This window comes from Kitasatospora sp. NPDC088134, from assembly GCF_044741705.1.
GTDB lineage: Bacteria > Actinomycetota > Actinomycetes > Streptomycetales > Streptomycetaceae > Kitasatospora.
In genome coordinates this window covers 15,989-41,810 of the sequence record NZ_JBIUTD010000014.1, presented here as the reverse complement: position 1 = coordinate 41,810, position 25,822 = coordinate 15,989, and the positions used below count along the sequence as shown (strand labels likewise).

At 73.5% G+C, this 25,822-nt stretch carries 27 protein-coding genes; 8 read left to right on the top strand and 19 right to left on the bottom strand.

All coding sequences use genetic code 11. The annotated features are described in order from the left end of the window. Window positions 1-181: 181 nt before the first annotated feature. Both ACIOHG_RS21955 and dacB read right to left on the bottom strand, forming a co-directional pair. Window positions 182-1,351 (bottom strand): zinc-dependent metalloprotease, encoded by a 1,170-nt coding sequence (locus ACIOHG_RS21955; RefSeq protein ID WP_400953157.1) that lies wholly within the window; start codon window positions 1,349-1,351, stop codon window positions 182-184. 150 nt (window positions 1,352-1,501) lie between these two features. Next, window positions 1,502-2,998, bottom strand: coding sequence for a D-alanyl-D-alanine carboxypeptidase/D-alanyl-D-alanine-endopeptidase (gene dacB / locus ACIOHG_RS21950; protein ID WP_400953155.1), 1,497 nt, complete (start codon window positions 2,996-2,998; stop codon window positions 1,502-1,504). A 77-nt stretch (window positions 2,999-3,075) separates the two neighbouring features. Here dacB and ACIOHG_RS21945 point away from each other — a divergent pair, with 77 nt between their 5' ends. Beyond that, a complete protein-coding gene (locus tag ACIOHG_RS21945; RefSeq protein ID WP_400715226.1) occupies window positions 3,076-3,567 on the top strand; it encodes an inorganic diphosphatase in 492 nt (163 codons plus the stop codon). A 98-nt stretch (window positions 3,568-3,665) separates the two neighbouring features. Here the strand turns inward: ACIOHG_RS21945 and ACIOHG_RS21940 are convergent, their stop codons facing one another. The 3 genes from ACIOHG_RS21940 to ACIOHG_RS21930 all read right to left on the bottom strand — a co-directional run bounded on the left by ACIOHG_RS21940 (window position 3,666) and on the right by ACIOHG_RS21930 (window position 5,520). Next, on the bottom strand, window positions 3,666-3,887 hold the full coding sequence (locus tag ACIOHG_RS21940; RefSeq protein WP_400953153.1) for a dodecin: 222 nt from the start codon (window positions 3,885-3,887) through the stop codon (window positions 3,666-3,668). A 96-nt stretch (window positions 3,888-3,983) separates the two neighbouring features. Then, window positions 3,984-4,934, bottom strand: coding sequence for an asparaginase (locus ACIOHG_RS21935; RefSeq protein ID WP_400953151.1), 951 nt, complete (start codon window positions 4,932-4,934; stop codon window positions 3,984-3,986). 67 nt (window positions 4,935-5,001) lie between these two features. After that, the gene (locus ACIOHG_RS21930) at window positions 5,002-5,520 is read right to left on the bottom strand and encodes an ABC transporter substrate-binding protein (RefSeq protein ID WP_400953149.1); all 519 of its coding nucleotides are present in this window, start codon (window positions 5,518-5,520) and stop codon (window positions 5,002-5,004) included. A gap of 348 nt (window positions 5,521-5,868) precedes the next feature. On the opposite strand from ACIOHG_RS21930, the gene dtd reads away from it, so the two are divergent. After that, window positions 5,869-6,300, top strand: coding sequence for a D-aminoacyl-tRNA deacylase (dtd, locus tag ACIOHG_RS21925; RefSeq protein WP_400953147.1), 432 nt, complete (start codon window positions 5,869-5,871; stop codon window positions 6,298-6,300). 7 nt (window positions 6,301-6,307) lie between these two features. On the opposite strand, the gene ACIOHG_RS21920 is transcribed toward dtd, so the two are convergent. The 3 genes from ACIOHG_RS21920 to ACIOHG_RS21910 form a co-directional block, all read right to left on the bottom strand. Next, window positions 6,308-7,264: a YgfZ/GcvT domain-containing protein gene (locus ACIOHG_RS21920; protein ID WP_400953145.1), complete on the bottom strand. Its 957-nt coding sequence runs from the start codon at window positions 7,262-7,264 to the stop codon at window positions 6,308-6,310. A gap of 10 nt (window positions 7,265-7,274) precedes the next feature. After that, window positions 7,275-7,721, bottom strand: coding sequence for a Fur family transcriptional regulator (locus tag ACIOHG_RS21915; protein ID WP_400953143.1), 447 nt, complete (start codon window positions 7,719-7,721; stop codon window positions 7,275-7,277). A gap of 85 nt (window positions 7,722-7,806) precedes the next feature. After that, entirely contained in the window at window positions 7,807-8,391 is a 585-nt protein-coding gene (locus tag ACIOHG_RS21910; RefSeq protein ID WP_400953141.1) for an FABP family protein, read from the bottom strand. 242 nt (window positions 8,392-8,633) lie between these two features. Between ACIOHG_RS21910 and ACIOHG_RS21905 the strand changes: the two genes are divergently transcribed. After that, a complete protein-coding gene (locus ACIOHG_RS21905; protein ID WP_400953139.1) occupies window positions 8,634-8,996 on the top strand; it encodes a DsrE family protein in 363 nt (120 codons plus the stop codon). Here the strand turns inward: ACIOHG_RS21905 and ACIOHG_RS21900 are convergent. From ACIOHG_RS21900 to ACIOHG_RS21880, 5 genes are all read right to left on the bottom strand, one after another. Continuing rightward, complete coding sequence (locus tag ACIOHG_RS21900; protein ID WP_400953137.1) at window positions 8,990-9,271, bottom strand: DUF3099 domain-containing protein; 282 nt, start codon at window positions 9,269-9,271, stop codon at window positions 8,990-8,992. The genes ACIOHG_RS21905 and ACIOHG_RS21900 overlap by 7 nt on opposite strands. A gap of 74 nt (window positions 9,272-9,345) precedes the next feature. After that, a complete protein-coding gene (locus tag ACIOHG_RS21895) occupies window positions 9,346-9,636 on the bottom strand; it encodes a DUF1416 domain-containing protein (RefSeq protein ID WP_030458165.1) in 291 nt (96 codons plus the stop codon). A gap of 39 nt (window positions 9,637-9,675) precedes the next feature. Beyond that, on the bottom strand, window positions 9,676-10,509 hold the full coding sequence (locus ACIOHG_RS21890; RefSeq protein ID WP_400953136.1) for a sulfurtransferase: 834 nt from the start codon (window positions 10,507-10,509) through the stop codon (window positions 9,676-9,678). Window positions 10,510-11,061: 552 nt separating this feature from the next. Continuing rightward, entirely contained in the window at window positions 11,062-11,733 is a 672-nt protein-coding gene (locus ACIOHG_RS21885; protein WP_400953134.1) for a DUF2993 domain-containing protein, read from the bottom strand. 106 nt (window positions 11,734-11,839) lie between these two features. Beyond that, window positions 11,840-12,085, bottom strand: coding sequence for a MoaD/ThiS family protein (locus ACIOHG_RS21880; protein ID WP_400953382.1), 246 nt, complete (start codon window positions 12,083-12,085; stop codon window positions 11,840-11,842). 665 nt (window positions 12,086-12,750) lie between these two features. Between ACIOHG_RS21880 and ACIOHG_RS21875 the strand changes: the two genes are divergently transcribed. The 5 genes from ACIOHG_RS21875 to ACIOHG_RS21855 all read left to right on the top strand — a co-directional run bounded on the left by ACIOHG_RS21875 (window position 12,751) and on the right by ACIOHG_RS21855 (window position 18,141). Beyond that, on the top strand, window positions 12,751-13,482 hold the full coding sequence (locus ACIOHG_RS21875; protein WP_400953132.1) for a response regulator transcription factor: 732 nt from the start codon (window positions 12,751-12,753) through the stop codon (window positions 13,480-13,482). 114 nt (window positions 13,483-13,596) lie between these two features. Then, the gene (locus tag ACIOHG_RS21870; protein WP_400953130.1) at window positions 13,597-14,637 is read left to right on the top strand and encodes a LacI family DNA-binding transcriptional regulator; all 1,041 of its coding nucleotides are present in this window, start codon (window positions 13,597-13,599) and stop codon (window positions 14,635-14,637) included. Between the two features lie 101 nt (window positions 14,638-14,738). After that, entirely contained in the window at window positions 14,739-15,809 is a 1,071-nt protein-coding gene (locus ACIOHG_RS21865; protein WP_400953128.1) for a S1C family serine protease, read from the top strand. Between the two features lie 77 nt (window positions 15,810-15,886). Further along, a complete protein-coding gene (locus tag ACIOHG_RS21860; RefSeq protein ID WP_400953127.1) occupies window positions 15,887-16,660 on the top strand; it encodes a response regulator transcription factor in 774 nt (257 codons plus the stop codon). Window positions 16,661-16,719: 59 nt separating this feature from the next. Continuing rightward, entirely contained in the window at window positions 16,720-18,141 is a 1,422-nt protein-coding gene (locus ACIOHG_RS21855; RefSeq protein WP_400953125.1) for a sensor histidine kinase, read from the top strand. Between the two features lie 46 nt (window positions 18,142-18,187). Here the strand turns inward: ACIOHG_RS21855 and ACIOHG_RS21850 are convergent, their stop codons facing one another. From ACIOHG_RS21850 to ACIOHG_RS21825, 6 genes are all read right to left on the bottom strand, one after another. Further along, window positions 18,188-19,996 carry a bifunctional metallophosphatase/5'-nucleotidase gene (locus tag ACIOHG_RS21850; RefSeq protein ID WP_400953124.1) on the bottom strand — a complete coding sequence of 603 codons (1,809 nt, stop codon included), beginning with the start codon at window positions 19,994-19,996 and terminating at the stop codon, window positions 18,188-18,190. A gap of 165 nt (window positions 19,997-20,161) precedes the next feature. Then, window positions 20,162-21,508, bottom strand: a complete 1,347-nt coding sequence (locus tag ACIOHG_RS21845; RefSeq protein ID WP_400953122.1) for an ATP-binding protein — start codon at window positions 21,506-21,508, stop codon at window positions 20,162-20,164. 16 nt (window positions 21,509-21,524) lie between these two features. Further along, window positions 21,525-23,096 (bottom strand): SCO6880 family protein, encoded by a 1,572-nt coding sequence (locus tag ACIOHG_RS21840; protein WP_400953120.1) that lies wholly within the window; start codon window positions 23,094-23,096, stop codon window positions 21,525-21,527. A 6-nt stretch (window positions 23,097-23,102) separates the two neighbouring features. Next, window positions 23,103-24,383 (bottom strand): hypothetical protein, encoded by a 1,281-nt coding sequence (locus ACIOHG_RS21835; protein WP_400953118.1) that lies wholly within the window; start codon window positions 24,381-24,383, stop codon window positions 23,103-23,105. Beyond that, a complete protein-coding gene (locus tag ACIOHG_RS21830) occupies window positions 24,373-25,182 on the bottom strand; it encodes a hypothetical protein (RefSeq protein WP_400953116.1) in 810 nt (269 codons plus the stop codon). The genes ACIOHG_RS21835 and ACIOHG_RS21830 overlap by 11 nt, the downstream gene beginning before the upstream one ends. Window positions 25,183-25,334: 152 nt before the next feature. Further along, the gene (locus ACIOHG_RS21825; protein ID WP_400715271.1) at window positions 25,335-25,682 is read right to left on the bottom strand and encodes a hypothetical protein; all 348 of its coding nucleotides are present in this window, start codon (window positions 25,680-25,682) and stop codon (window positions 25,335-25,337) included. Window positions 25,683-25,822 lie beyond the last annotated feature (140 nt).

Sequence of the window (25,822 nt, the reverse complement as noted above, 5' to 3'; positions counted from 1 at the left end):
CGGTCACCAGGCGCTCACAGATGGTCGCAGAATCCGGACACCGCCCACGCCACCCGCGCCAACGGCGGTTCCACCGTCCCACGTACGGGTGAATGACGAAACGTTACGTCTGCCGCCAGGTGTACGACTCGCCCGATCTGTGTTTCCGCCGGTCCCGCCGGTCCGGACCGGAGCGGCAGGCTCAGCCCACCACCCGGGCCACCCAGGAGGCCGGGTCGTGGACCTCCTCCTTGGTCGGCAGCGTGTTCGGGGAGGTCCAGACCCGGTTGAAGCCGTCCATCCCGACCCGCTCCACCACGCCCCGGACGAACACCGCGCCGTCCTGGTACTGGCGCAGCTTGGCGTCCATCCCGAGCAGCCGGCGCAGCACCAGGTCGAGTCGGCCGCCGCCGCGGTCGCGGCGGCGCTGGAACTTCTCCCGGATCTCCGCCACCGAGGGCACCACGGCCGGTCCGACGCCGTCCATCACCACGTCCGCGTGGCCCTCCAGCAGCGACATCACCGCGGTCAGCCGGGCCAGGATCTCCCGCTGCCCGGGCGTCTGCACCAGGTCGGCCAGGCCGTTGCCGCCACCGCCGCTCCTGGCGCCCCCGGCGCCCTTGGCCCGGGGCAGGCCGGGGACGCCGCCGAAGGCCTCCCGCAGCCGCTCCAGGAAGGCCGCCGGATCGACGTCGGTCTGCGCCAGGAACTCCTGCACCTCGGACTGGATGTGGTCGCGCAGCCAGGGCACCGCGGTGAACTGGGTCCGGTGGGTCTCCTCGTGCAGGCACACCCAGAGCCGGAAGTCGTGCGGGGAAACGTCGAGTTCGCGCTCCACCTGGACGATGTTCGGCGCCACCAGCAGCAGCCGCCCGGGCGGCACCGCCAGGCCCCGGCGCGGCTGGTCGAACAGGCCCTCCGGGCTGTCGGGGGCGCTCGGCAGCTCGGCCGGGGCGAAGGTCTCGTACTGGCCGAGCACCTTGGTCGACAGGAAGGCCAGCACCACGCCGACCTCCACGCCCGTCGCCTTGGCCCCGGCCGCGCCCGCCGCGGCCGCGCCCCGGCCCTCGGCGCGGCGGGCCGCCAGCCGGTCGGTCAGCGGGCGCACCACCGTCCGGAAGCCCGCCACGTTGGCGCGCACCCAGCCGGGCCGGTCCACCACCAGCACCGGGGTGTCGGCCGCCGCCGCGGACCCCATCCGGGTGTACTCGCGCACGTGCCGCTCGGCCTCCGCGGCGTGCCCGCGCAGCTCGGCGACCACCGCGCGGGCCTCCTCCCGGGACACCCGCGGCCCGGGCCGGGCGATCCGCGCCGCGGTCGCCACCGCGAGATCCCAGTCGACCATCTCCGCACCGCCGCTCGCGCTCGTCATGCCCTCACCGTACGTGCTCGCCCCCGCCCGGGGGAGACGGGCGGGACGGGTGGGCTTCTTTGACGCCCCGTCAGCCCCCGGCCGGCCCCCGTCGGCCGCGGCGGGCCGACCGGTCCGGCAGCCGGTTCACGGGCCGGTTGGCGGGCCGGTTCAGCAGCCGCAGGCGGCGATCCGGGCCACGATCCGGTCGACGGCGGCCCGGGCGGTGGCGGCGTCCGCGGTGGTGCGGCTCATCAGGGCGAAGACCAGCACCCGCCCGTCGGCGTCGACCACGGTGCCGGCCAGCGTGTTCACGCCGGAGAGGCTGCCGGTCTTGGCCCGGACGATGCCGGCGGCGTCGCCCGCGCCGGACTTGGCGCCGAACCGGCCCGCCAGGGTGCCGGTGAAGCCGGCGATCGGGAGGCCGGTGAGCACCGGGCGCAGCTCGGGGTGCTCGGCGGAGGCGGCGGTGGCGAGCAGCTTCACCAGGGTGATCGGCGGGATCAGGTTGGCCTTGGCGAGGCCGCTGCCGTCGGTGATCAGCACGCCGGTCAACGGGACGCCGAGCGCGGCGAGTTCGCCGGTGACGGCCTTGGCGGCCCCGTCGAACCCGGCGGGCTGCCCGGCGGCGATCGCCACCTGCCGGGCGACCGCCTCGGCGAGGGTGTTGTCGGAGGTGGTGAGCATCCGCTCGACCAGCCGGCCGAGGGTCGGCGACTCGACCCGGGCCAGCTCCTTCGCCCCGGCCGGGGCGGTGGCCGGGGCGGCGGCGCCCCGCAGGGTGATGCCCTCGGCCGCGAGCAGCCGCCCGAACGCCTCGGCGGCCTGCCCGGCGGGGTCGGCGACCCGGGGCGGGGCGTCCTCGGTGGAGCGCGGGTCGACCCGGCCCTCGTCGACCATCAGCGGGGTGACGGCCGCGATGTTCTCGCCGTCGTGGTCCTTGTGCAGCAGCGGGCCGGTGTACAGCGAAGTGTCGTAGCCGAGCCGGACGGCGGTGGTGCCGGCCGCCTTGAGCGCGGTGGCGGTGCGGTGGGCCAGGTCGGCGAGCGAGGCGGGCGCGCTCTCCGCGTCGACGGGGGCGCCGCCGACCCGGACCTGGTCGGCGGGCAGCGCCGTCAGGGTGGGGTCGCCGCCGCCGACCAGGGTGAGCTCACCGGGGGCGCCCTGCACGACGGTGGTGGCGATCCGGCGCCCGGCGGGCAGCAGGGCCAGCGCGGCGACCGAGGTGGCGAGCTTGGTGGTGGAGGCGGGCGTGGCGGGCGTGCCCTCGTCGGCGCCGAACAGGAACTCGCCGGTGGCGGCGTCGGCGACGGCGAAGGCCAGGGTGCCCAGCGCCTTGTCCTGCACGGCGGGGGCGACGGCGGTGCGCAGCCCGCCGCCGGTGGCCGGCCGGCCGTCGGCGCCCCCGGCGGCCAGCACCGGGCCCCGGGCGGGGACGGCGCGGTGCCGGTTGCCGCGGCGCTCGGACGGGCCGCGGTCCTTGCCGGGGCCGGGGCTGTTCGCGCCGTCGCGGCGCGGCTCCTCCGGGTGCCGGCCGCCGTGGCTCGGCGCCGGCGAGGGCTGGGCCGAGGAGGGTGCGGCGAGCACCGTCCCGGCGGCCAGCGCGACGCCCAGCACCCCCGCGAGCGCCGCCCGGCGCCCGCGTCCCCCCGCTGTCCCTGATCCCACCGACCGGCCCCTTTCCTGAGCACACCCCGCCGTAGGAGACACTTGGATTCTGTCAGTCCCCACCCTTGGAGGAAGCGTTGGAGTTCGACGTCCTGATCGAGATCCCGAAGGGCTCGCGCAACAAGTACGAGGTCGACCATGAGACCGGTCGCCTCCGCCTGGACCGCATGCTCTTCACCTCGACCCGCTACCCGGCCGACTACGGCTACGTCGAGGGCACCCTCGCGGACGACGGCGACCCGCTGGACGCGCTGGTCATCCTGGAGGAGCCGACCTTCCCGGGCTGCCTGATCAAGTGCCGCGCCATCGGCATGTTCCACATGACCGACGAGGCGGGCGGCGACGACAAGCTGCTCTGCGTCCCGGCCACCGACCCGCGCTGGTCGCACCTGCAGGACATCCAGGACGTGTCGGAGTTCGACCGCCTGGAGATCCAGCACTTCTTCGAGGTCTACAAGGACCTGGAGCCCGGCAAGTCCGTCCAGGGCGCCGACTGGGTCGGCCGGGCCGAGGCCGAGGCGGAGATCACCGCTTCGATCAAGCGCTTGGAGGAGCAGGGCGGCCACTGAGCCCGCGCGCCCTCCGGGGCGGCCCGCAGCACCCGTGCGAGGGGCGGGAGTCCGGTCCGGACTCCCGCCCCTCGCACGTTCCCGGTGCGGACCGGCGGTCAGACGCCGTCGTTGTCGTCGAGCCGGAAGCCGACCTTGAGGCCGACCTGGTAGTGCTCGATCTCGCCGTCCTTGATGTGGCCGCGGACCTGGACCACCTCGAACCAGTCCAGGTTGCGCAGTGTCCGGTTGGCCCGGGCGATGCCGTTGCGGATGGCGGCGTCCACGCCCTCGTGCGAGGACCCGACGATCTCGGTGACCCGGTAGGTGTGGTCGGTCATGGCGGTCTCTCCCTGCTGCGGCGACGGGTGGCTCCCCCGCCGTCCACGGTGCACCGAAGTCCCGCCCCGGGCATCCCGGCGCCGTCCGACGGAGCGTCAGAACGCCGCGCGGACCTCGCCGACCGGCAGGCCGCCGCCGAGCAGCGGGGCGGCGGCGATCCGGTCCAGCACCGGGTCCTGGACGCCCAGCCGGCGCAGCGCGGCGGCCAGCACCGGGCCGCGGGCGCGCTCCGCGCCGTCCTCGATCTTGAAGGCGAGGGCCCGGCCGTCGGCCAGCGCGACCGCCTGGACGGCCTCGGCGCCCATCTTGGACAGCGCGCCGGGCACCGCCCGCATCAGCCAGGTGTCGGCCCGGCGGGTGCCGGCCACGTACTCGGGGTGGGCGCGCATCGCGTCGGCGACCCGGCGCTGCTCGGTGCCGGGTGCGGCCAGCACCAGGGCGCGGAAGCCGCGGGCCAGGCCGGTCAGCGAGACGGCCAGCAGCGGGGCGCCGCAGCCGTCGGTGCCGAGGTGGGCGGCCCGCTCGCCGGTGGCCTCCTCCAGCGCGGTGCGGGCCAGCAGCTGGATCGGGTGGGCCGGGTCGAGGTAGCCGGCCAGGTCCCAGCCGTTGGCGGCGGAGGCGGCCAGCCAGCCGGCGTGCTTGCCGGAGCAGTCCATCAGGATCGGGGCGCGCTGCCCGCCAGACCGCAGCAGCTCCTCCGCCTCGACCTCGTCCAGCGGCAGGTCGGCGGGGGTGCGCAGGGCGGCCTCGGTGAGTCCGGCGTCGGACAGCACCTTGCGGACCGCGGCGCGGTGGAACGGTTCGGCGGAGTGGCTGGAGGCGGCCAGCGCGAGCTGCTCGCCGCGCAGGTCGAGGCCGGCCCGCAGGGTGGCCACCGCCTGGAAGGGCTTGGCCGTGGAGCGCGGGAAGACCGGCTGCTCGGGGTCGCCGAGGGCGAACTCGACGGCGCCGTCGGCGTCGAGCAGGACCAGTGAGCCGCGGTGGCGGCCCTCGGTGAAGCCGGAGCGTATGACCTCGGCGAGGGCGGGCGGGGCGGACTGCGACACGGGTGGGACTCCAGGGCGTGAAGGGCGTGCGGTGAGGGTGGTCGGGCCCCGGCCGCCGCCGTCCCGCTCAGCCTCCGCCGAGCAGGTCGTCGACCCGGGCCTCCCCCTCACGGTACCTGCGGGTGATCTCCGCCCCGCAGTCGTCGGCGGTGCGCTGCAGGGCGCTCCGGCGGCCGGAGACCTCGCGCTGGTGCTCGTCCAGGCGCTCGATCGCGGCCAGCAGGTCGGCGGTGGGGTGCGCGGCCAGGTCGGCCAGCTGGACGTCGCCCATCAGCGCGTCCGCCTCCCGCCGGTAGCGCTCGCCGCGCGGCGGGCCGAGGGTCAGGTGCCGGGCCGGACGGCGGTTGGCCGAGGGGGCGTCGGCGAGGATCGCCGGCAGCCGGTCCAGCAGGGCGGCCCGCTCCTCGCCGGCCTCGGCCAGCGGGACCTCGCGGCGCTGCAGTTCGGCCCGCAGGATGTCCATCCGGCCGTGCAGCAGGCGGCGCAGGTAGGAGAGGTCCGCCTCCTGCTCCAGGGCGTCCCTGCGCAGCACCCGCAGTTCCTCCAGGGCCAGGCCGGCCAGCCCGTCGACCGCGCTCACGTCCATCAATCCGACCACCTGCCGTAGTACCAGTGCCCGCTGTTCGATACGGGCCGCCCGCCACCCAGGGTTCCCCCGGGCGGGCGACGCCACTCGTGCGGGTGACGCGGTTCGCCGGGACGGCGGACGCCCCCCTCGGGGCCCGGTCCCCCGGGCCGTCGGACAGCGTGCCACTCCGGGCCCCGGCCCCGCACGCCCGAGTACCCGAACGGCCCCCTGGCGAACACCCCTGGCTAGTACGAAGAATCCGCGCCACGGGCTCACCTGCACGAATCGGGGCGCTGCACGCGCGACCCCGGCGTGCGGGTGGAGGCTGTGCGCCCCCTGGGTGGCGGTACCGGCACAATGGGCGGCATGCGAGCAGTGGTGCAGCGGGTCGCCGGGGCGACCGTGACGGTGGACGGCGGGACGGTCGGCGCGATCGAGGGCCCGGGCCTGTGCGTCCTGGTCGGCGTCACCCACCAGGACACCCCCGAGCAGGCCGCCCAACTGGCCCGCAAGCTCTGGACGCTGCGGCTGTTCCCGGGCAGCCCCGAGCAGTCCTGCTCCGAACTGGGCGCCCCGCTGCTGGTGATCAGCCAGTTCACCCTCTACGGCGACGCCCGCAAGGGCCGCCGCCCCACCTGGAACGCCGCCGCGCCCGGCCCGGTCGCCGAACCGCTGGTGGACGCCGTGGTGGCCGAACTGCGCACGCTGGGCGCCAAGGTGGAGACCGGGCGGTTCGGCGCCGACATGCAGGTGTCGCTGGTGAACGACGGGCCGTTCACCGTCCTGCTGGAGGTCTGATCCGTTCTCAAGCGGGAACGATCACGTCCTGCCCGGCGGGGACGCCGTCGGCCAGCAGCACCGCGTCGACCGGGGTGTTGCGCTTCACCAGGGCCAGCGCGATCGGGCCGAGCTCGTGGTGCCGGGCGGCGGAGGTGACGAAGCCGACCGGCCGCTCCTGGCCCTCGACCCGGACCTCGGCGCCGTGCGCGGGCAGCTTCTCCTCGGTGCCGTCCAGGTGCAGGAAGACCAGCCGGCGCGGCGGGCGGCCCAGGTTGTGCACCCGGGCGACCGTCTCCTGGCCGCGGTAGCAGCCCTTCTGCAGGTGCACCGCGCTGCCCAGCCAGTCCACCTCGTGCGGGATGGTGCGGTGGTCGGTCTCGAAGCCGAGCCGCGGCCGGTGTCCCTCGATCCGCAGCGCCTCGTACGCCCAGACGCCCGCGGGCGGACCGAAGTCGGCGACCGCGGCGGCGAGTTCGGCGCGCGGCAGGAACAGGTCGCGACCCCACGGGAGTTCGCGCACCGCGGCGGCCCCGTCGGCCCCGGCGGTGGAGCCGGCCGGCAGGAAGACCACGGCGTACTGCTCGGTGGCGTCGGCGACCTCGACGCGGTTCCAGAACTTCATCGCTTCCAGGTACTTCACCAGCGCGGGCGCGGTGCCCGGCTCCACGTGCGCCCAGGTGGTGGTGCCGTCGTCGACCAGGTAGAGCGCGTGCTCCACGTGTCCGTTCGCGGACAGCACCAGCGCCTCGGTGGCCCGCTGCGGCGGCAGTTCGCTGACGTGCTGGGTGAGCAGCAGGTGCAGCCAGCTCAGCCGGTCCGGGCCGGTCACCGTGACCACGCCGCGGTGCGAGAGGTCGGTGTACCCCCGCCCGCCGGCCAGCGCCCGCTGTTCGCGGAACAGGTCGCCGTAGTGCGCGGCGACCCCCTCGTCGGGACCTTCGGCGGCGACGGCACCGGGCAGCGCAAGCAGCGGGCTCTTCATACCGGCAAGCTTACGACCGCCCGTCGGCCAGCTTCGCGGTGCAGTCGGCGCAGCGGCCGAAGATGGCGAAGTGCTTGAGGTCGGTGTCGAAGCCGTGCTGGGCGCGCAGGCTCTCGATCAGCGGGGCGGCGATCCCGGTGTCGGTCTCGGTGACCTGGTCGCAGTCCCGGCAGACCAGGTGCAGGTGGGTGTGCCGGCCCGCCAGGTGGTAGGTCGGGGCGCCGTGCCCGAGGTGGGCGTGCGAGACCAGGCCGAGCTCCTCCAGCAGCTCCAGCGTCCGGTAGACGGTGGAGATGTTGACGCCGCTGGCGGTCTTCCGGACCTGGCCGAGGATCTCGTCCGGGGTCGCGTGGTCGAGCACGTCGACGGCCTCCAGCACCAGCTGGCGCTGCGGGGTCAGCCGGTAGCCGCGCTCGCGGAGGTCGGCCTTCCAGTCGGTGGTCTCGCTGTTCGCCACGTGTGTCCCTGCCCGGTGAGAGGTCGTGCCGACAAGTGTAGGGACCGACCGCCCGGTCGGCCCCTACCCCGTGCGAACCCGCGGCTCAGCGGAAGAACGCGATCCCGTCGTCCGGCAGGTCGTTGATGTCGCTGATCAGCTGCGCCGGGTTCAGCACCTTCTTCAACTGCGCGGACATGTACGGCCGCAGCGGCACCTCGGGGGCGGCCTTCTCACCGACCCAGAGCAGCTCGTCCTTGACCAGGCCGTACAGGCGCTTGCCGCCGGTGTAGGGGTCCGCGCCCTCGATCCGGGCGACCGCGTCGGTGGCCAGGTCGATCTGCGGCTTGCCGTCGTGCAGCTTGCCGTACCAGATCTCCACGGTGCCGTCGTCGCGGACCGAGGAGACCTCGATCTCGCGCTCGCCGCCGGCGCCGTGCTGGTTGCTGGTGACGCGCCAGAAGCCGTGCTCGGTCTCCAGCGGCCGGACCTTCTCGCCCTGCTCGTCGAGCACCCAGGTGCGCGAGCGGAACTCCAGGAAGGGACGGCCGTCGTGCCGGAAGACCAGCTCCTGGCCGAAGTTGCACTTCTCCGAACCCGGGAAGTCATGGACGCCCGCGCCCTCCCAGGTGCCGAGGAGGAAGGCGAGCGGGACGACGTCGCGGTGGAGGTCGGAAGGAATCTCGATCATGGCCCTGACTCGTGTCGTCGGACGGTTACCGGATCAACCGTACGGCAGTCGTCAGCGCTGGCCCTGGTAGAGCTTCATGACGGAGAAGACGGCGAACCAGGTGATCAGCACGGCCATCAGAGCCAGCAGGCTGTCGAAGAAGATCTCAAGACCGGACACGGTGCTCTCCCAGGGGCGGGTTCGACGGGCTGTGGTACGGCGCGAGTCTATCGGGCACCCCGCCCGCCCGTAGTCTCTGGGGCATGTCGAAGAAGCTGGTCATCAAGGTCACCGCCGGGGCGGACGCGCCGGAACGCTGCTCGCAGGCCTTCACGGTCGCCTCGGTCGCGGTCGCCAGCGGGGTCGAGGTCTCGCTCTGGCTGACCGGGGAGTCGGCCTGGTTCGCGCTGCCGGGGCGGGCCGCCGAGTTCGAGCTGCCGCACTCCGCACCGCTGCCCGACCTGCTGGCGGCGGTGCTGGCGGCCGGGTCGGTGACCCTGTGCACCCAGTGCGCGGCGCGCCGGGACATCGCGCAGGCCGACGTGCTGGAGGGCGTGCGGATCGCCGGGGCGCAGGTGTTCCTGTCCGAGGTGATGGCGGACGGCGCCAAGGCGCTCGTCTACTGACGGTCGGGCGGGGCCTCGTGGTCCGGGGCGTCCCGGTCGTGGCCGGGGTCGTCCCAGTGCGGGTCCTCCCAGCGCGGGTCGTTCCACCAGTCGTCGTCGCGGTCCCGCTTGTTGGCGAGGACGGCGGCGACCGGCGGGATCACCATGGCGACCACGCACATGCCGATGGCCGCGCCGACCGACCAGAACCGCACCACGCCCCAGGCGAGGACGAACAGCGCCAGGCAGCTGCCCATCATCACGAAGTAGCGCACGTGCCGTCGGTGTGCCTGCACCCTCCCAGGGTACGGCGAGGGGCCCGGACGTCAGAAGACGTCCGGGCCCCTCGTCACGCTGCTCGCCGCGGTCCTCAGACCGCGATCGCGACCTCGGTGAACTCGCCCTGGGCGGCCACCACCTGGCGGTCGACGGTGGCGCCGGGCACCAGGGCCCGCAGCGTCCACTTGCCCGGGCGGGCGAAGAACCGGAACTGCCCGGTCGCCGAGGTCGGGACCTCGGCCGTGAACTCGCCGTTCTCGTCCAGCAGCCGCACGTAGCCGTTGACCGGCTCGTCGTTGCGGGTCACCGAACCCTGGATGATCGTCTCGTTCGCCACGTCAACTCCTGCCAGGTCCGGGCCGCCGGCCTTCGCACCGCACATGTCTGTCTCCCTCTTCCTTGCTGTCGTGCGAGCCGGGGCTCAGCTGCCGAGCTCGATCGGCACGCCGACCAGGCTGCCGTACTCGGTCCACGAACCGTCGTAGTTCTTGACGTTCTCCTGGCCCAGCAGCTCGTGCAGCACGAACCAGGTGAGCGCGGAGCGCTCGCCGATCCGGCAGTACGCGATGGTGTCGGTGGCCAGGTCGACGCCCTCGGCCTCGTACAGCGCCTTGAGCTCGTCGTCGCTCTTGAAGGTGCCGTCGTCGTTGGCGTTCTTCGCCCACGGGATGTTCTTCGCGGACGGGACGTGGCCCGGGCGCTGCGACTGCTCCTGCGGGAGGTGGGCCGGGGCGAGCAGCTTGCCGGAGAACTCGTCGGGCGAGCGGACGTCGACCAGGTTCAGGGTGCCGATCGCGTTGACCACGTCGTCGCGGAAGGCGCGGATCGAGGAGTCGGCCGGCTGCGCGGTGTACTGGGTGGCGGCCCGCTCGGGCTGCTCGACGACCAGCTCGCGGGAGTCGAGCTCCCACTTCTTGCGGCCGCCGTCCAGCAGGCGGACGTCGCCGTGGCCGTACAGCTTGAAGTACCAGTAGGCGTAGGACGCGAACCAGTTGTTGTTGCCGCCGTAGAGCACCACGGTGTCGTCGTTGGCGATGCCCTTGGCGGACAGCAGCGCCTCGAAGCCGGCCTGGTCGATGAAGTCGCGGCGGACCGGGTCCTGGAGGTCCTTCTTCCAGTCGATCCGGACCGCGTTGCGGATGTGGTTCTTGTCGTAGGCGGCGGTGTCTTCGTCGACCTCGACGATGACGACCTTCGGGTCGTCCAGGTGGGCCTGGACCCAGTCGGCGTCGACCAGGACGTCGCTGCGGCTCATGGTGGTGTCTCCATCCGGGGGCGGTTGGCGGAAGGCTGCGGGGAGGGCGCCCGGGCCGCGCGTCCGCACACCTGTCCGCATGCTGGGACGGGCGTGGGTGCGGCGGTGGCCGGGGTGGAACGAGAGGTGTGGGTTCGCCGCCTGCGGCGCACCGGGGCGATCGATCGCCGCCGGTTCAGGGCGCCGGAGCGGGGCGGACGTGCCGGGACTGCGGTCAGGGCCGTCCGGTCAGCGCATTCGACACAGGCAGCTCGACACGCGGCAGTGGTCTACCGCCCGCCGCTTCGTGAGGTCCGCCTGTCGCTTCATGACGACGATGCTAGGGAACCGGTGGGGGCGCTGTCATCATCGTGTCGAATAGTGAGACTCGATCACTCGAATACTGGGATTTACCGGTTTTCGCCCGCACGCCGAGCGGCCCGCTCCCCGGGCGGGGAGCGGGCCGGCGGGTGTTCCGGGGCGTTCCGGTGATCGTGCTGGACAGCGCGTCTCGCCCAGCGGACGGAACGGCAGCGGGGCGGTGGCCGGGCTCCGGCCGGGCGACCGGCGGGGTCAGTGCCCCAGCGCGGTGCCGGGGGCGAGGGTGAAGCGGAGCCGGACGCCGCCCTGCTCCGGGACGGCCTCGGCCAGCGCGAGGCCGTTCGGCAGGCCGGTCAGCCGGAACCGCTGGGGCTTCAGCCGGTCGGCCGCCAGCCCGTTCAACTTCGAGGCCATGCCGGTCAGTTGGAGGCCGTCCACGACCACCTCGTTGCCCTCGCTGTGCAGCTTGCCCTCGATCGAGCCGCCCGGCATCGCGGCCTTCACCATGCCCGGGCCGGCGTACTCCAGGCCGATCAGTCCGCCGCCGACCAGGAACTTCGAGACGTCCTTGTAGTCGACCACGCCCTGCCCGCCGCCGCGCCCGACCGTCACGCCGCGGTAGGAGTCGGTGAACTTCACGTCCGCCAGGTCGGCGCGGAAGGCGTGCACCGTCACCCGCTCCTTGCCGTCCGTCACGGTCATCCCGTCCGAGGTGAGCGTGACCTTGTCCAGTTCGCCCGCCACCGCGGAGGTCAGGAAGGGGAAGTCGGCGATGTCCACGTCCGGCTTGGTGGCGAGCCAGCCGGAGGAGACCACCGCGTCCGCGGCCTGGTCCTCCGCGAGACCGACCGCCACCCGGTCGGCGCCGACCAGCAGGCCGCCCACCACGCCGAGGCCGATCAGCAGCTTCACCGCGCCATGCATCGCACTCCCCCTGGAACGCTCGGTCCGCAACCCCCCGCCGTCGGACGGCCCTTCGGACATAGGACGATCACACGCATGCCCCGGTTCCTGGGGCCGGAACCCGCGATCAGCCGCCGGCGAACGGCGGCAGCACCTCCACCGAACCGCCCGCGGACAGCGGCACCCCGGCGTGCGGGCGGGCGCCCACCGGGTCGCCGTCCACCAGGAACGAGCACACCTCCAGCAGGCGCAGCAGCTCCGGCCGGCCGGCGTGCTCGGCGCGCACCGCCGCCAGCGCCTCGGCCAGCGTGCCGGCCAGGTACGGGTCCTCGGCCCGGCCGGCCGCGGCCTTCGCGGCGGCCCAGTAGCGGATCGTCCCGCTCACCCGGGCGGGTGAACCGGCGACGGTGCGGGCATCGGCGGTCGCGCTCACGGCAACCCCTCTCGACGGTCCTCGCCCGGTGCGGCGGCCGGCCCGGTGCCGGTCGGCCCACCCGGGCCGGGAGGACCGGGTGTACACGCGCAGCACGTGCGGTGCGGCCGGTGCGGCCCCCATCATCGCCCGCCGCCCCCGCCCCGGGGCAAGCGAACCGCGGGCCCGGAACCGCCCGGCCGGATGACGCACCTCACGTCCCGGACGGCGCGCGCCCCGGTCGCGCCTCTCCCCAGGCCGGGAGCGGTCGGCTATCCTCGGTGACTGTGAGGGACCCGGGCAGAGTCGCCCCCGGGTCCTTTTGTGCTTTCAGGACGCCAGTACGGACGTTCTTGCGAACGGTGCCCCACCCGCGCCGTCCGCCGGAACGGCCCCCGCCGCCGGCCGCACGACGAGGTGCGGTCCCGGAGCGGGACAGACCGGAGGGTACGCCGATGGGCGAGGCACCAGCGGGACGTCCGGGGTTGCGGGACCCCGGACGAGCCACCGCCGCCCCGTCCGCCGACGCCTCCGCCGGAGCTGTCGGCGTTCCCCACCCCCGTTCCGCGGCCGCCGTCCCCTCGGCGGCCGCGACCGCGACAACCCGGAAAGGGGACTAACCGGGTATGAGTTCTCTGCTCCTGCTGACCAACGCCCTGCAACCCTCCGCAGAGGTGCTGCCCGCCCTCGGGCTGCTCCTGCACAGCGTCCGGGTGGCCCCCGCCGAGGGGTCCGCCCTGGTCGACACCCCCAGTGCCGACGTGATCCTGGTCGACGGCCGCCGCGACCTGCCGCAGATCCGCAGCCTGTGCCAGCTGCTGCGCTCCACCGGCATCGGCAGCCCGCTGATCCTGGTGGTCACCGAGGGCGGCCTGGCCGCCGTCACCGCCGAGTGGGGCGTCGACGACGTGCTGCTCGACACCGCCGGGCCGGCCGAGGTCGAGGCCCGGCTGCGGCTGGCGCTGGGCCGGCTGAACGCCGCCACCGACGACTCGCCGATGGAGATCCGCAACGGCGACCTCACCGTCGACGAGGCCACCTACTCCGCCAAGCTCAAGGGCCGCGTCCTCGACCTCACCTTCAAGGAGTTCGAGCTGCTCAAGTACCTGGCCCAGCACCCCGGGCGGGTCTTCACCCGGGCCCAGCTGCTCCAGGAGGTGTGGGGCTACGACTACTTCGGCGGCACCCGCACCGTGGACGTCCACGTCCGTCGGCTGCGGGCCAAACTCGGCGTCGAGAACGAGCAGTTGATCGGCACCGTGCGCAACGTCGGCTACCGCTTCGTGGTGCCGGAGCGGCCCGAGAAGGGCGGCGAGCGGGCCGAGCCGAACCGGGCCGGCGCGGGCCGCGAGCACTGAGGCGCGGCCGGGCGGGAACTCTCGCCCGGCTTTGCCCGGATCGGTCCCGAAACCGCCGTCCCACCAGGTGTCACCCGGCCCCGCAGCGGCGAACGACCCGCGTAGACTCGCCCCGTGGCCAAGGTGACGCGCGACGATGTAGCCCGACTGGCTGGGACCTCGACCGCGGTCGTCAGCTATGTGATCAACAACGGTCCCCGGCCGGTCGCCCCGGCCACCCGGGAGAAGGTGCTCGCCGCGATCGAGCAGCTGGGGTACCGCCCCAACTCGGTCGCCCAGGCGATGGCCTCCCGGCGCACCAACCTGATCGGCATGGTCGTCCCGGACGCCCGGCAGCCGTTCTTCGCGGAGATGGCGCACGCCGTCGAACGGGCCGCCTCCGAGCGCGGCAAGCTGGTGCTGATCGGCAACTCCGACTACGTGGACGACCGCGAGGTGCACTACGTCCGCGCCTTCCTCGGCATGCGGGTCTCCGGCCTGATCCTGGTCAGCCAGGGCCCCTCGCAGCGGGCCGCCGAGGAGTTCGCCGCCATGGAGGGCGCCAAGGTGGTGCTGCTGCACCGCCGCCCCGAGGCGATCGACGACGTGGCCGTGGTCACCGACGACGTCGGCGGCTCCGAACTGGTCGTCCGCCACCTGCTGGAGGAGCACGGCCACCCGTACGTGGCCTGCTTCGGCGGCCCGGTCGAGTCGCCCGCGCCCGGCGACCCCGTGATCGACCACGTGGCCGGCTGGGAGCTGGCGATGACCGCGCACGGCCTGCCCACTGAGCCGTACCTGGTCGACGCCCCGTTCCACCGCTACGGCGCCTACCAGGTCGCGCTGGAGCTGCTCGGCTCCGACCGGCGGCCGTCGGCGATCTTCTGCTCCACCGACGACCAGGCGATCGGCGTGCTGCGGGCCGCCACCGAGCTCGGCCTGCGGGTCCCCGAGGACCTCGCGGTGGCGGGCTTCGACGACATCCCGGAGGCCGCGTTCGCCTCCCCGCCGCTGACCACCGTCGCCTCGGACCGGGACGCGATGGCCCGGGCCGCCGTCGACCTGGTCCTCGACGACTCGCTGATGGTGCCCGGCAGCGACACCGAACGGGTCCGCAAGTTCCCGTCGCGCCTGGTCGTCCGGCGTTCCTGCGGCTGCGGCGGCCCGACGGCCTGATCTCCGGCCTGACCAGGCTTTATGAGAACCTGACGCGCTTCTCGGGGAACCTGTACCGCCCTCTCATCCGCCCTTCATGAAACGCGCGGACCGTGGTCGTCATGAGCGACCAGCACCGCAGCACCCACGAGCCCCACCCCCAGGACGGCGGCGCGGGCTGGAACCCGCCGCAGCCGCCCGCGACCACCGACCCGTACGCCGGGTACCCGGCCCCGCCGGTCCTCCCCGCGTACTCCGCGTACCCCGCGCTGCCGCCCGGGCCCGGCACCGGCCACCGGGCCCGGCGCGGACTGCTCAGGAGCCGGCTCGCCCTGGCCACCGCCGTCGCGGCGGCCGCCGCGCTGCTCGGCGGCGTCACCGGCGGCGTGCTCGCCGCCGACCGGAGCGGCTCCACCCGTGCGGGCTCCACCCTGGTCCGGCCGGTGTCCGCCAACGCGGACGGCTCCGCGAACGTCTCGGCGATCGCCGCTGCGGTCTCCCCCGCCGTCGTCCAGATCACCGTCAAAACCGGCAGCGGCACCGCCACCGGCACCGGCGTGGTGCTCAGCTCCGACGGCCAGATCCTCACCAACTACCACGTCGTCGCGGGCGCGGTGCAGGGCGGCCGGGCCACCGTCACCTTCCAGGACGGGAGGACCGCCACCGCGACCGTCACCGGCACCGACAAGTCCCTCGACACCGCCGTGATCACCGCCGCCGGCGTCAGCGGCCTGACCACCGCCGTCCTCGGCGACTCCGACAGCGCCGCCGTCGGCGACCAGGTGGTCGCCATCGGCAACCCCGAGGGCCTGACCGGCACCGTCACCTCCGGCATCGTCTCGGCCAAGGACCGGCAGGTCACCGTCCAGGTCGACGAGGGCACCACCAGCGGCAACGGCGGCTTCGGCGTCCCGAACCTGCCCGGGCAGCGCGGCTCCGCCAGCGCCTCGGCCGGCGACACCGCCACCTACCGGGCCCTGCAGACCGACGCCGCGCTCAACCCCGGCAACTCCGGCGGCCCGCTGATCAACGCCGCCGGGCAGGTGATCGGCCTCAACTCGGCGATGTACTCGGCCGCCGGCTCCGGCTCCACCGGCGGTTCCGAGGGCGGCAGCGTCGGCCTCGGCTTCGCCATCCCGATCAACAGCGTCAAGCAGGTCCTGTCCCAGTTGCAGGCCGGCAAGAACCTCTGACCGACCGACCGCCGGTTCCGCCCCGCCCGGCGGACAATGGCCACGACCGCACCGGACTCAGAAAGGGCCCCGCGCCGATGACTCCCCCCGCCGACGACCGCACTCCCACCGAGGCCCCGGGCGGCGGCGCCCGCGTCCTCGTGGTCGACGACGAGCCCGCGCTGCGCGACGCGCTGGAATCCAGCCTCGCCTTCGAGGGCTACCAGGTCAGCACCGCCACCGACGGCTACGAGGCGCTGGCCGCCGTCGAGCGCGACCACCCCGACCTGGTGCTGCTGGACATCATGATGCCCCGGATGGACGGCCTCACCGCCGTCCGCCGGATGCGCTCCCGCGGCGACACCGTGCCGGTGCTGATGCTCACCGCGCGGGACGCCGTCGGCGACCGCGTCACCGGGCTCGACGTCGGCGCCGACGACTACCTCGCCAAGCCCTTCGAACTCGACGAGCTCCTCGCCCGGGTCCGGGCGCTGCTGCGCCGCAACGCGCTCGCCAACGAGGCCGCGGCGCGCACCGCCGCCGACGAGGAGGAGGACGAGGTGCTCGCCTTCGCCGACCTCCGGATGAACACCGCCACCCGCGAGGTCACCCGCGACGGCACCCCGATCGAGCTCACCCGCACCGAGTTCATGCTGCTGGAGATGTTCCTCTCGCACCCGCGCCAGGTGCTGACCCGGGAACAGATCCTCAAGGCGGTCTGGGGCTTCGACTTCGAGCCCTCCTCCAACTCGCTCGACGTCTACGTCATGTACCTCCGCCGCAAGACCGAGCAGCACGGCATGCCCCGCCTGATCCAGACCGTCCGCGGCGTCGGCTACGCGCTCCGCGCCGCCACCGGCGCAGCGGCGTGAAGCCGCTCGGCCGGCTCACGGGGTGGTTCCGCGGCAGATCGCTGCGGAGCCGGCTGGCCATGCTCACGGCTGCCGCGGTGGCGGTGGCGATCGCGGTGGTGGCGGTGGCGAGTTGGCTGATCGTCAGGGAGAGGCTGTACCAGGAGGTGCACGACAACCTGCGCGGCGCACCCCGGCAGGGCCCGCTCGGTGCCCGCAGCCCCGCCCTCTTCTGCGGCGCCACCCCCGCCGACGCCCTGCGCCAGGTGCCCGTCGGGGGCGACGACCGCTTCGGGCCGCAGAAGTACGACACCCAGGTCCTGCTGAAGGACGGCACCGTCTGCTTCCTCGGCGGTTCCGTCCGGGCGCTCCAGGTGGCGGACGACGACCTGCCGCCCAGCACCTCCCCCAGGGCCGAGTCGTACCGCGACGGCGCCTACCTGAACGGCGACCAGGCGCTGGTGCGCCGCACGACCACCGTGGTGCGGGCGGACGGTGTGGAGCAGTCTGCCGTGCTGCTCACCGCGCTGCCGACCGGCGGCGTCGAGAAGTCGCTGAACTCGCTGGCCCTGCTGATGGCGGGCGTCGCCGGGCTGGGCGTGATCGGGGCGGGTGTCACCGGGCGGGTGGTCGCGCGTTCCGCGCTGAAGCCGGTGGATCAGCTCACCGACGCGGTGGAGCACATCGCGCGGACGGAGGAGGTCGGGACCACGATCCCCGTCCACGGGAAGGACGAGATCGCGCGGCTGTCCACCTCGTTCAACTCGATGTCGACGGCGCTCGCCAACTCGCGGGAGCGGCAGACCCGGCTGATCGCCGACGCCGGGCACGAGTTGCGGACGCCGTTGACCTCGTTGCGGACCAACGTGGACCTGCTGATCAGGTCGGACGCGCAGGGGCGGGCGCTGCCGGCGGAGACCCGGGCGCGGATGCTGGGGAACATGAAGGCGCAGATGCAGGAGCTGACGGTGCTGATCGGGGACCTGCTGCAGCTGTCGCGGCCGGACACCCCGAATCCGGAGGCGGTGCGGACGGTGGTGGCGTTCCACGACACGGTGGAGCGGGCGCTGGAGCGGGGGCGGCTGCGCGGGCCGTCGCTGGTGTTCGAGACCGAGGTGAATCCGTGGTTCGTGCACGGGGACCCGGCGGCGCTGGAGCGGGCGGTGATCAACCTGCTGGACAACGCGGTGAAGTACTCACCGCCGGGCGGGACGATCGACGTCCGGCTGCGGGCGGGGCGGCTGACGGTGCGCGACCGCGGGCCCGGGATTCCGGCGGAGGAGCTGCCGCTGGTCTTCGAGCGGTTCTGGCGTTCGCCGTCCTCGCGTCAACTCCCGGGCTCGGGGCTGGGGTTGTCGATCGTGGCACAGACCGTGCGGGACGCCGGCGGGCAGGTGGCGCTGGGTCCGGCGGGCGACGGCGGGCCGGGGACGCAGGCGGTGATGGTGCTGCCGGGGCAGCCAGACCGGCCGGAGCAGGGCCAGGGGCCGGAACAGCGGTGAGGGCGGGGCGCCCGCAGGCGCCCCGCCCCCTGGTACCGGCAGTGGATCAGTCGTTGTCCTGGCCGACGCCGATGACCTTGATGCGGGTCGTGGCGGGGGCCGTCAGCGGGGTGCCGGCGCTGGAGTGGCCGGTCAGGTAGGTGTTGAAGAGGTCCAGGTCGGAGGCGCCGACGAGCTTGTCGGTACCGGCCGCGAAGGCCGGGAAGCCGTCGCCGCCGCCGGCCAGGAACTCGTTGGCGGCGACCCGGTACTTGGCGTTCGGGTCGACCGGGGCGCCGTTCAGGCGGATCGAGTCGACCAGGACCCGGGCCGCGCCGGCCTTGTTCAGGTCGAGGGTGTAGGCCAGGTTGGCGGAGGGCTGCAGGATCTTCGGGGAGGCCTCGTTGGAGCCGGAGACCTGCTGCTGCAGGAGCTGGACCAGCTGGGCGCCGGTCAGGGTCTTGACCTGCATCATGTTGGTGAACGGCTGGACCGCGAAGGCCTCGCCGTAGGTCACCACGCCGTCGCCCTCGCTGCCGGTCGACTTGTAGACCAGGTCGGCGCGGATGCCGCCCGGGTTCATGAAGGCGACCTGGGCGCCGCCCTTGTCGGCGGCCGACAGGCCGGCCAGCTGGGCGTCGGCGATGACGTCGCCGAGCGGCTTCTCCAGCGCGGTGCTGCCGCGGCCGTTGATGTCCGCGGAGATCCAGCCGACCGGGCGGTTGGCGATCGGGGCGGCCAGCGCGCGGTAGTGGTCGATCAGCGCGGTCATGTCGGGGGCCTTGGCCACGTCGCGGCGGACGATGTGGTTGGCGGCGGTGACCGACGGGCGGACGATGCTGCCGGTGCGCTTGTCCAGCTTGAGGTCGATCTCGGTGTACAGGCGGCCGAAGGAGGCGGCGCTGGTGACCGAGCGGGGCACGCCGTTCGGGTCCGGGATCATGCAGGCGTACGCGGTGTGGGTGTGGCCGGTGACGATCGCGCCGACGGCCGGGTCGAGCCGCTTGGCGATGTCCACGATCGGGCCGGAGATGCCGGAGCCGCCCGGGCCGCAGTCGTAGTTGTAGATGTTGCTGGCGGGCAGGCCGCCCTCGTGGATCAGCGCGACCACGGAGTTGACGCCCTGGCGCTTCAGCTCGGCGGTGTACTTGTTGATGGTGGCGACCTCGTTGCCGAACTTGAGGCCCTGCACGCCGGCGGCGGTGACGATGTTCGGGGTGCCCTCCAGGGTCACGCCGATGAAGCCGACCTTGACGCCGTGGACGTTCTTCACCCAGTACGGCTTGAGGATCGGCTTGCCGGTCTTCTCGCTGGTGACGTTGGCCGCCAGGTACGGGAAGTCGGCGCCGTCGAACTCGCGGCCCGCCTCGTAGCAGCCGTCGACCGGGTGGCAGCCGCCGTCCTGCATCCGCTTGAGCTCGGCCGAGCCCTCGTCGAACTCGTGGTTGCCGACCGAGGTGACGTCCAGACCGATCTTGTTGAGCGCCTCGATGGTGGGCTCGTCGTGGAACAGGCCGGACATCAGCGGGCTGGCGCCGATCAGGTCGCCGGCCGCGACGGTGATGCTGTTGCGGTGGCCCTCGCGGGCCTGGCGCAGCGCGGTGGCCAGGTACTCGACGCCGCCCGCGGGGGTGGCGACGGTCTTGCCGGTGGTGGCGTCGATCTCGTTGATGTTGCCGGAGGAGCCCGCCGGGGGTTCCAGGTTGCCGTGCAGGTCGTTGATGGCGAGGAGCTGCAGGTCCTCGTACTTCGGCTTGTCGTGGCCCCGGCCGTGGGCCTCGGCGGTGGCCGGGAGGGCCATCGTGCCGAACAGGGCGGCGGCCGCGGCGACCGCGAGGGCGGTCGTGCGGCGGCCGGTGGTTCCGGAAATGGGCATGGCTGTCCCCTACACCGTCGGGGCCGCGGCAGCGCGGCCTGGCGTTGTCTGGAGGAAGCCTAGGGTCAACGCGCGTAGCTGTCAGGAACCCGCGGGTAACGAGCTGGTATCCGACGGCTGACGAGCCGCCGGCCGGACCCGGTCGGCGACCGGGCCGAGCACCCGTCAGACCCGCGGCCGGTCCGCCAACTGCTGGTCCGCGCGGTCCCGTTCGGCCACCGTGTCCTCGGTCATCGCGCGGTCGGTGTACACCAGCGGCTTCTCGGCCTCGGTGATGATGTGCTTGACCACCTGCACGTTGCCGTTGACGTCCCAGACCGCGATGCCCGGCGACAGGGTCGGGATGATCTCCACCGCCCAGCGCGGCAGGCCCAGCACCCGGCCGGTGGCTCTCGCCTCGTCGGCCTTCTGCATGTAGATGGTGCGGGTCGAGGACATCTTCAGGATCGCCGAGGCCTCCTTCGCCGCCGCGCCGTCCACCACGTCCGACAGGTGGTGCACCACCGCCACGAAGGACAGGCCGAGCCGCCGCCCGAACTTCAGCAGCCGCTGGAACAGCTGCGCCACGAACGGGCTGTTGATGATGTGCCAGGCCTCCTCGACCAGGAAGATCCGCTTCACCCGGTCCGGCCGCAGCCAGGTGTGCTCCAGCCACACCCCGACGATCGCCATCAGGATCGGCATCGCGATCGAGTTCCGGTCGATGTGCGACAGGTCGAAGACGATCAGCGGCGCGTCCAGGTCGATGCCCGCCGTGGTCGGGCCGTCGAACATGCCGCGCAGGTCGCCGTCGACCAGCCGGTCCAGCACCAGCGCCACGTCCAGGCCCCAGGACTGCACCTCGCCGACCTCCACGCCCAGCGACTCCACCGCCGACAGGTCGGGGCTGCGCAGCGTGTCGATGATGTCGTTCAGCACCGGCTGACGGCCCGTCACCGTGCTGAGCACGTAGGCGTGCGCGGCCTTCAGCGCGAAACCGGCCCGCTCCTCCAGCGAGCGGCCCATCGCCACCTCGATGATGGTGCGCAGCAGCGACAGCTGCCCGGTGGTGGTGATCGCCGGGTCCAGCGGGTTGAGCTTCACCCCGCCGTCCCGGGCCGCCATCGGGTCCAGCCGGATCGACTTTATCCCCAGCGCGTCGGCGATCAGGTTCCACTCGCCGACGCCGTCCTCGCCCTGCGCGTCCAGCACCACCACCTGGCGGTCGCGGAACCTCAACTGCCGCAGCACGTACGTCTTCTCCAACGCGGACTTGCCGTTGCCGGACTCCCCCAGCACCAGCCAGTGCGGGGCCGGCAGCTGCTGGCCGTACAGCTGGAACGGGTCGTAGACGTAGCCCTTGCCGCTGTACACCTCGCGGCCGATGATCACCCCGGAGTCGCCCAGGCCGGGCGCCGCCGTCGGCAGGTAGACCGCCTGCGCCTGGCCGCTGGAGGTGCGCACCGGCAGCCGGGTGGTCTCCACCCGGCCGAACAGGGTGCTGGTGAACGCTTCGGTGAGCCTGCTCAGCATCGACGGCCTCCGGGGGTCAGCGGCGGATGCCGGTGGCGAACGGCAGGGTGTTGGCGAACGCCCGGTGGTGCTCGCGGTCGCACCACTCCAGCTTCAGGTAGCTCTTGCCCGCGGACGCGCGGATGGTCCGCTTGTCCCGGGCCAGCGCCTCCGGGCTGCGCGAGGAGACCGTCAGGTAGCCGACCAGGTTCACCCCGGCCGCGCCGGACGCCAGGTCGTCGCCGCGCTGGTCCACCCGGCCGGTGTGCGCCAGGTCGCGCGGGTCCACCGTGCGGTTCATCTTCGCCGCCCGACTGGCCTCCGCCTCGTCGTTGGTCTTCTCGGTCAGCATCCGCTCGATCGCGACGTCGGTCGGCTCCAGGTCCATGGTGACCGCGACCGTCCGGATCACGTCCGGGGTGTGCACCAGCAGCGGGGCCAGGAAGTTGACCCCGACCGGGGTGAGCGGCCACTCCTTGATCCACGCGGTGGCGTGGCACCAGGGCTCCCGGGTCGCCGCCTCCCGGGTCTTCGCCTGCAGGTACTGCGGGTGGGTGGCGTCCAGCTCGGCCGGCCAGGCGTTGCGCCGGCTCATCGCCTGGATGTGGTCGATCGGGTGGTCCGGGTCGTACATCGAGTGGATCAGCGAGGCCAGCCGGGCCTGCCCGAGCGGCTGCCGGACCCGGATGTCCGCCTCCGCCAACCGGGCGCAGATGTCGGTGAGTTCACGCGCCATCACGGTCGCCAGGCCGTCGTCGCTGCGGTCCGCCTTCTCGCTCCGCCCGTACGCGGTGCGCCCCATCGCGTGCGCCTCCGCGGCGAGGTCGCGGGTGTAGTGCATGCACGCCACCAGGTACGCCCGGTGCTGCTCCGAGGAGGTCGACACCATCGACTGCAGTTGGTCGTAGCTGTCCTGCAGCCAGCGCGGCGCGTCGTGGCTGCCGCGCCGCTCCACGTCCTTCGCGTGCGCGTCCGGGTCGGCCGGCAGCGTCCGGGCCAGGATCTGCAGCCGGGTCACGAAGCCGTCGCCGTTGGCCACGTGCTTGAGCAGCGTGCCGAACCGGTCGACCAGCGCCTCCTGGTCCTCGGAGTCGCGCAGGCCCACGCCCGGGCCCTCGATCTCGATCGCCGCGGTCACCGTCCGCCGCTCCAGGTGCATCAGCACCGCGACCTCGTCCGGCCCGAACGGCGCCGACAACCAGCGCAGCCGCCCCACCCCCGGCGGCGGGCCGACCTCCACCTCGCGCCCGTCCAGCCGCGTCCCGGCCTCGTGCACGTCCGGCTTCCAGGTGCCCCGGCCGCTGCGCACGGTGCGCCGGTACGTCCGGTTGATCTCCACCCACTTGTAGAACGTCCGCCGCCGGTACGGCACGTACACCGCCATGATCGCCAGCAGCGGGAAGCCCACCAGGCCGGCGATCCGCAGCGGCAGCAGGCTCGGGATCAGCCCCCACACCATGCCCAGGCCGGCACCGGCGATGATCAGCACGATCTCGCCGGTCTCCCGGTTGCGCCCGATCGGCGCGTTCGGGCGCGCCTTCCCGATCAGGTAACTGCGGCGCTGATGGGCGTACTGGGTGCCGTACTGGCCGAACTGTTCGCTGCTCACTCCCCGTCACCCTCCCTTCGGGTTGTTGACCGGAGCCTGGACGGAGGTCTGCGGGGGCGGGCCGGCCGGGCGGGCGGGGGTCGCCGGGCGGGCGGCGTGCGCCGCGATCCCGGCGCCCGCCCCGCTGCCGCTCGCGCCCGGCGAGGCGGTCGCGGTCTGCGGGCCGCCGCCACCGCGCGAACCGTGCGTCGAGATGCCCTGCTTCACGAAGTTCGCCGGGCCGTTGATCATCGCGCTGCCCGCCGAGACCGCGCTCGACCGGGCCCGCCGCATCGCCATCAGCTCGTCGCCGAAGCCCGGCACGAACCGGTACACCGCCGCGCTCGCGAAGATCGACAGGAACAGGATCGCCAGCCCGCTCAGCACCCGGGCGAAGTCGTCGTCCGCGCCGGAGCCGGTCGCCACCGCGCCCGCCAGGCCCAGGATGATCACGATGATCGGCTTGGCCAGGTCGACCGCCAGCATCATCGCGGCCCACCGCCGCACGTGCTTCCACAGCTGCTTGTCCACCAGGCCCGCGTACACCGCCGTCCCCAGCAGCGCGCCCACGTAGAGCATCGCCGCCCGGATCACCAGCTCGATCCAGAGCACCGCGGCGGCCAGCACCGCCACCAGCGACACCATGATCAGGATCAGCGGGCCGCCGCCCATGCTGCCCTTCTCCAGGGTGTCCGCGAACCCGCCCAGGTAGGTGCCGGTGTCGGACTTCGTGCCCGCCGCGATCGCGGCCGTCATCCCGTCGGTGACCGTCACCACCGTGTACAGGATCAGCGGCGTGAACGCCGAGGCGATCACCGTCAGCCACAGGAAGCCGACCGCCTCCGCGAACGCCTGCCCCAGCGGGGCCCCGCGCACCGCCCGCTTCGTCACCGCCAGCAGCCACAGCACCAGCGTGACCACCGTCGACACCGCGAACACCACCGCGTACTGCTGCAGGAACGCCGCGTTGGTGAAGTCGACCTTCGTCGTCCCGTCGATCGCCCCCGACAACTGCCGCACCACCCAGGCCGCCGCCTGCGCGCACCCCTTCGCCAACGACCCCAGCGGGTCCGTCACGTTCGACACGGCCCCGTTGCCCGGGATCACCGTGACGTCGGGCGGCAGGCACTGGCTGCCCGCCCCGGGCAGCGGCACGTTCTGCGCGGCGCAGGTGTTCTGCGGCGTCGGCGAGGGCTCGGCCCACACCCGCTGCGCGACCATCAGCGCGGCGAACTGAAGACCGCTCAGCCCGGCGGCGAGCGCCCCGGCCCGGCGCAGGAAGCGGACTCTGGACACCTCAGCGGGCATAGCGGAACCCTCCGAACTGCTGGACGGCATCGGCGATCTCTTTCGCGGTGGCCGCCTGCTGGTCGCCCGGGAGGGGGGCGGGGCCCGCGGCGCGGGAGAAGTCGGTGAGCTTCCAGTCGCTGCCGGTCCAGCGCATGGTGACGCTCAGGGTGTACCAGTCCTGGGTGACCGGGACCGTCGAGTTCTCACCGGCGAGCCCGTAGACCCCGACGCACCAGACGTCGACCCGGGTGGCGGTGTCCGCGCTGTTGGTGGTCCGGGTGCCGATCGGGGAGATCCGGCTGACGAAGGTCTGCCCCTTCGGTGCCTTCCCCTGGGCGTCGAGGCCGTAGCGGGTGACGGTGTCCGCCGAGAAGGCCTGGTCCAGGCGGGCCTGGAGGGCGGGGAGGACGGTGGGGTCGACGACGGTGGCGAGGACGGTGTGCCGGGTCTCGGTGCGGAACATGTCGGTGGAGCCCAGCGCCACCGCGTAGTTGGCGGCGGCCGACTGCGCGCCCTGGTCGGTGTGCGGGTAGCCGGTGCCGATGCCGTTCTGGGTGGTGGTGACGGGCTGCCGGCCGCTGTTGCCGGTCCGGTCGGTGGTGCCGCCGGCCCGGTCGGCGGAGCTGCCGCCGGTGCCGCGGCCCGGGTCGGGTTTGTCGCGGTTGGCGATCGAGACGGCGACCACCAGCAGGGTGACCACGGCGAGGACCGTCAGGAGTGTGCGCAGCGGCCGGGCCTGACGGCCCGTCGCCCGGTCGTTCTGTTCGGCGACCGGTAGCCGCGTACGGGTGTGCGGCTGGTCGTCGGACAACGGCACGGGGGCCCTCCTGGTGCGGCGCCACCGCGCGGGGCGCGCGGTGGCGGTGGGGGTACCCCCGGCCGGAGGCCGGGGGAGGGTTCTCGGTGTGGGGGTGCGGGAGTGGTGCGCGGCGCCCGGGCCGGCTCATCCGGGCGGGAGCTGTCCGCTCGTCAGATGGCCATGCCGTAGACAATGGTGAACAGGGTGCCGAGCGAACCGATGATGAACACGCCGGTCAGGCCCGCGACGATCAGCCCCTTGCCCTGTTCGGCGCTGAAGGTGTCGCGCATCGCGGTGGCGCCGATCCGCTGCTTGGCGGCGCCCCAGATGGCGATGGCGAGGCAGACCAGGATGGCGACGGCCATCACGACCTGGACCATGACCCGGGCCGAGGAGCCCAGCGAGGCGAACGGGCCCCAGTCGGGGGCGATGCCACCGATGATGGTGTCGATGTCGGGCTTCTTCGGCGGGTCCTCCGCCAAGTGCCGGATCACTGCGCTGTCCACGTTCAGGTTCATCCCGTCTCACCGCCCGCTCAGGAAATTCAAGGCCCCGGACCACGGTCGAGCGAAGGGGCTGGTCCTATTCTTGGCCGGAACTCGCGTCGACTTGGCCGCTTCTGGCGGATTGCTCGTGGGAACCGGGCACCTCCGCCATG

Bases quoted from the DNA above. Each gene is read 5' to 3' on its own strand.
- ACIOHG_RS21955 (WP_400953157.1), bottom strand. From the start codon at position 1,351: ATGACGAGCGCGAGCGGCGGTGCGGAGATGGTCGACTGGGATCTCGCG.
- ACIOHG_RS21940 (WP_400953153.1), bottom strand. From the start codon at position 3,887: ATGACCGACCACACCTACCGGGTCACCGAGATCGTCGGGTCCTCGCAC.
- ACIOHG_RS21930 (WP_400953149.1), bottom strand. From the start codon at position 5,520: ATGGACGTGAGCGCGGTCGACGGGCTGGCCGGCCTGGCCCTGGAGGAA.
- dtd (WP_400953147.1), top strand. From the start codon at position 5,869: ATGCGAGCAGTGGTGCAGCGGGTCGCCGGGGCGACCGTGACGGTGGAC.
- ACIOHG_RS21920 (WP_400953145.1), bottom strand. From the start codon at position 7,264: ATGAAGAGCCCGCTGCTTGCGCTGCCCGGTGCCGTCGCCGCCGAAGGT.
- ACIOHG_RS21910 (WP_400953141.1), bottom strand. From the start codon at position 8,391: ATGATCGAGATTCCTTCCGACCTCCACCGCGACGTCGTCCCGCTCGCC.
- ACIOHG_RS21905 (WP_400953139.1), top strand. From the start codon at position 8,634: ATGTCGAAGAAGCTGGTCATCAAGGTCACCGCCGGGGCGGACGCGCCG.
- ACIOHG_RS21895 (WP_030458165.1), bottom strand. From the start codon at position 9,636: ATGTGCGGTGCGAAGGCCGGCGGCCCGGACCTGGCAGGAGTTGACGTG.
- ACIOHG_RS21890 (WP_400953136.1), bottom strand. From the start codon at position 10,509: ATGAGCCGCAGCGACGTCCTGGTCGACGCCGACTGGGTCCAGGCCCAC.
- ACIOHG_RS21885 (WP_400953134.1), bottom strand. From the start codon at position 11,733: ATGCATGGCGCGGTGAAGCTGCTGATCGGCCTCGGCGTGGTGGGCGGC.
- ACIOHG_RS21875 (WP_400953132.1), top strand. From the start codon at position 12,751: ATGAGTTCTCTGCTCCTGCTGACCAACGCCCTGCAACCCTCCGCAGAG.
- ACIOHG_RS21865 (WP_400953128.1), top strand. From the start codon at position 14,739: ATGAGCGACCAGCACCGCAGCACCCACGAGCCCCACCCCCAGGACGGC.
- ACIOHG_RS21860 (WP_400953127.1), top strand. From the start codon at position 15,887: ATGACTCCCCCCGCCGACGACCGCACTCCCACCGAGGCCCCGGGCGGC.
- ACIOHG_RS21855 (WP_400953125.1), top strand. From the start codon at position 16,720: ATGCTCACGGCTGCCGCGGTGGCGGTGGCGATCGCGGTGGTGGCGGTG.
- ACIOHG_RS21850 (WP_400953124.1), bottom strand. From the start codon at position 19,996: ATGCCCATTTCCGGAACCACCGGCCGCCGCACGACCGCCCTCGCGGTC.
- ACIOHG_RS21845 (WP_400953122.1), bottom strand. From the start codon at position 21,508: ATGCTGAGCAGGCTCACCGAAGCGTTCACCAGCACCCTGTTCGGCCGG.
- ACIOHG_RS21835 (WP_400953118.1), bottom strand. From the start codon at position 24,383: ATGCCCGCTGAGGTGTCCAGAGTCCGCTTCCTGCGCCGGGCCGGGGCG.
- ACIOHG_RS21825 (WP_400715271.1), bottom strand. From the start codon at position 25,682: ATGAACCTGAACGTGGACAGCGCAGTGATCCGGCACTTGGCGGAGGAC.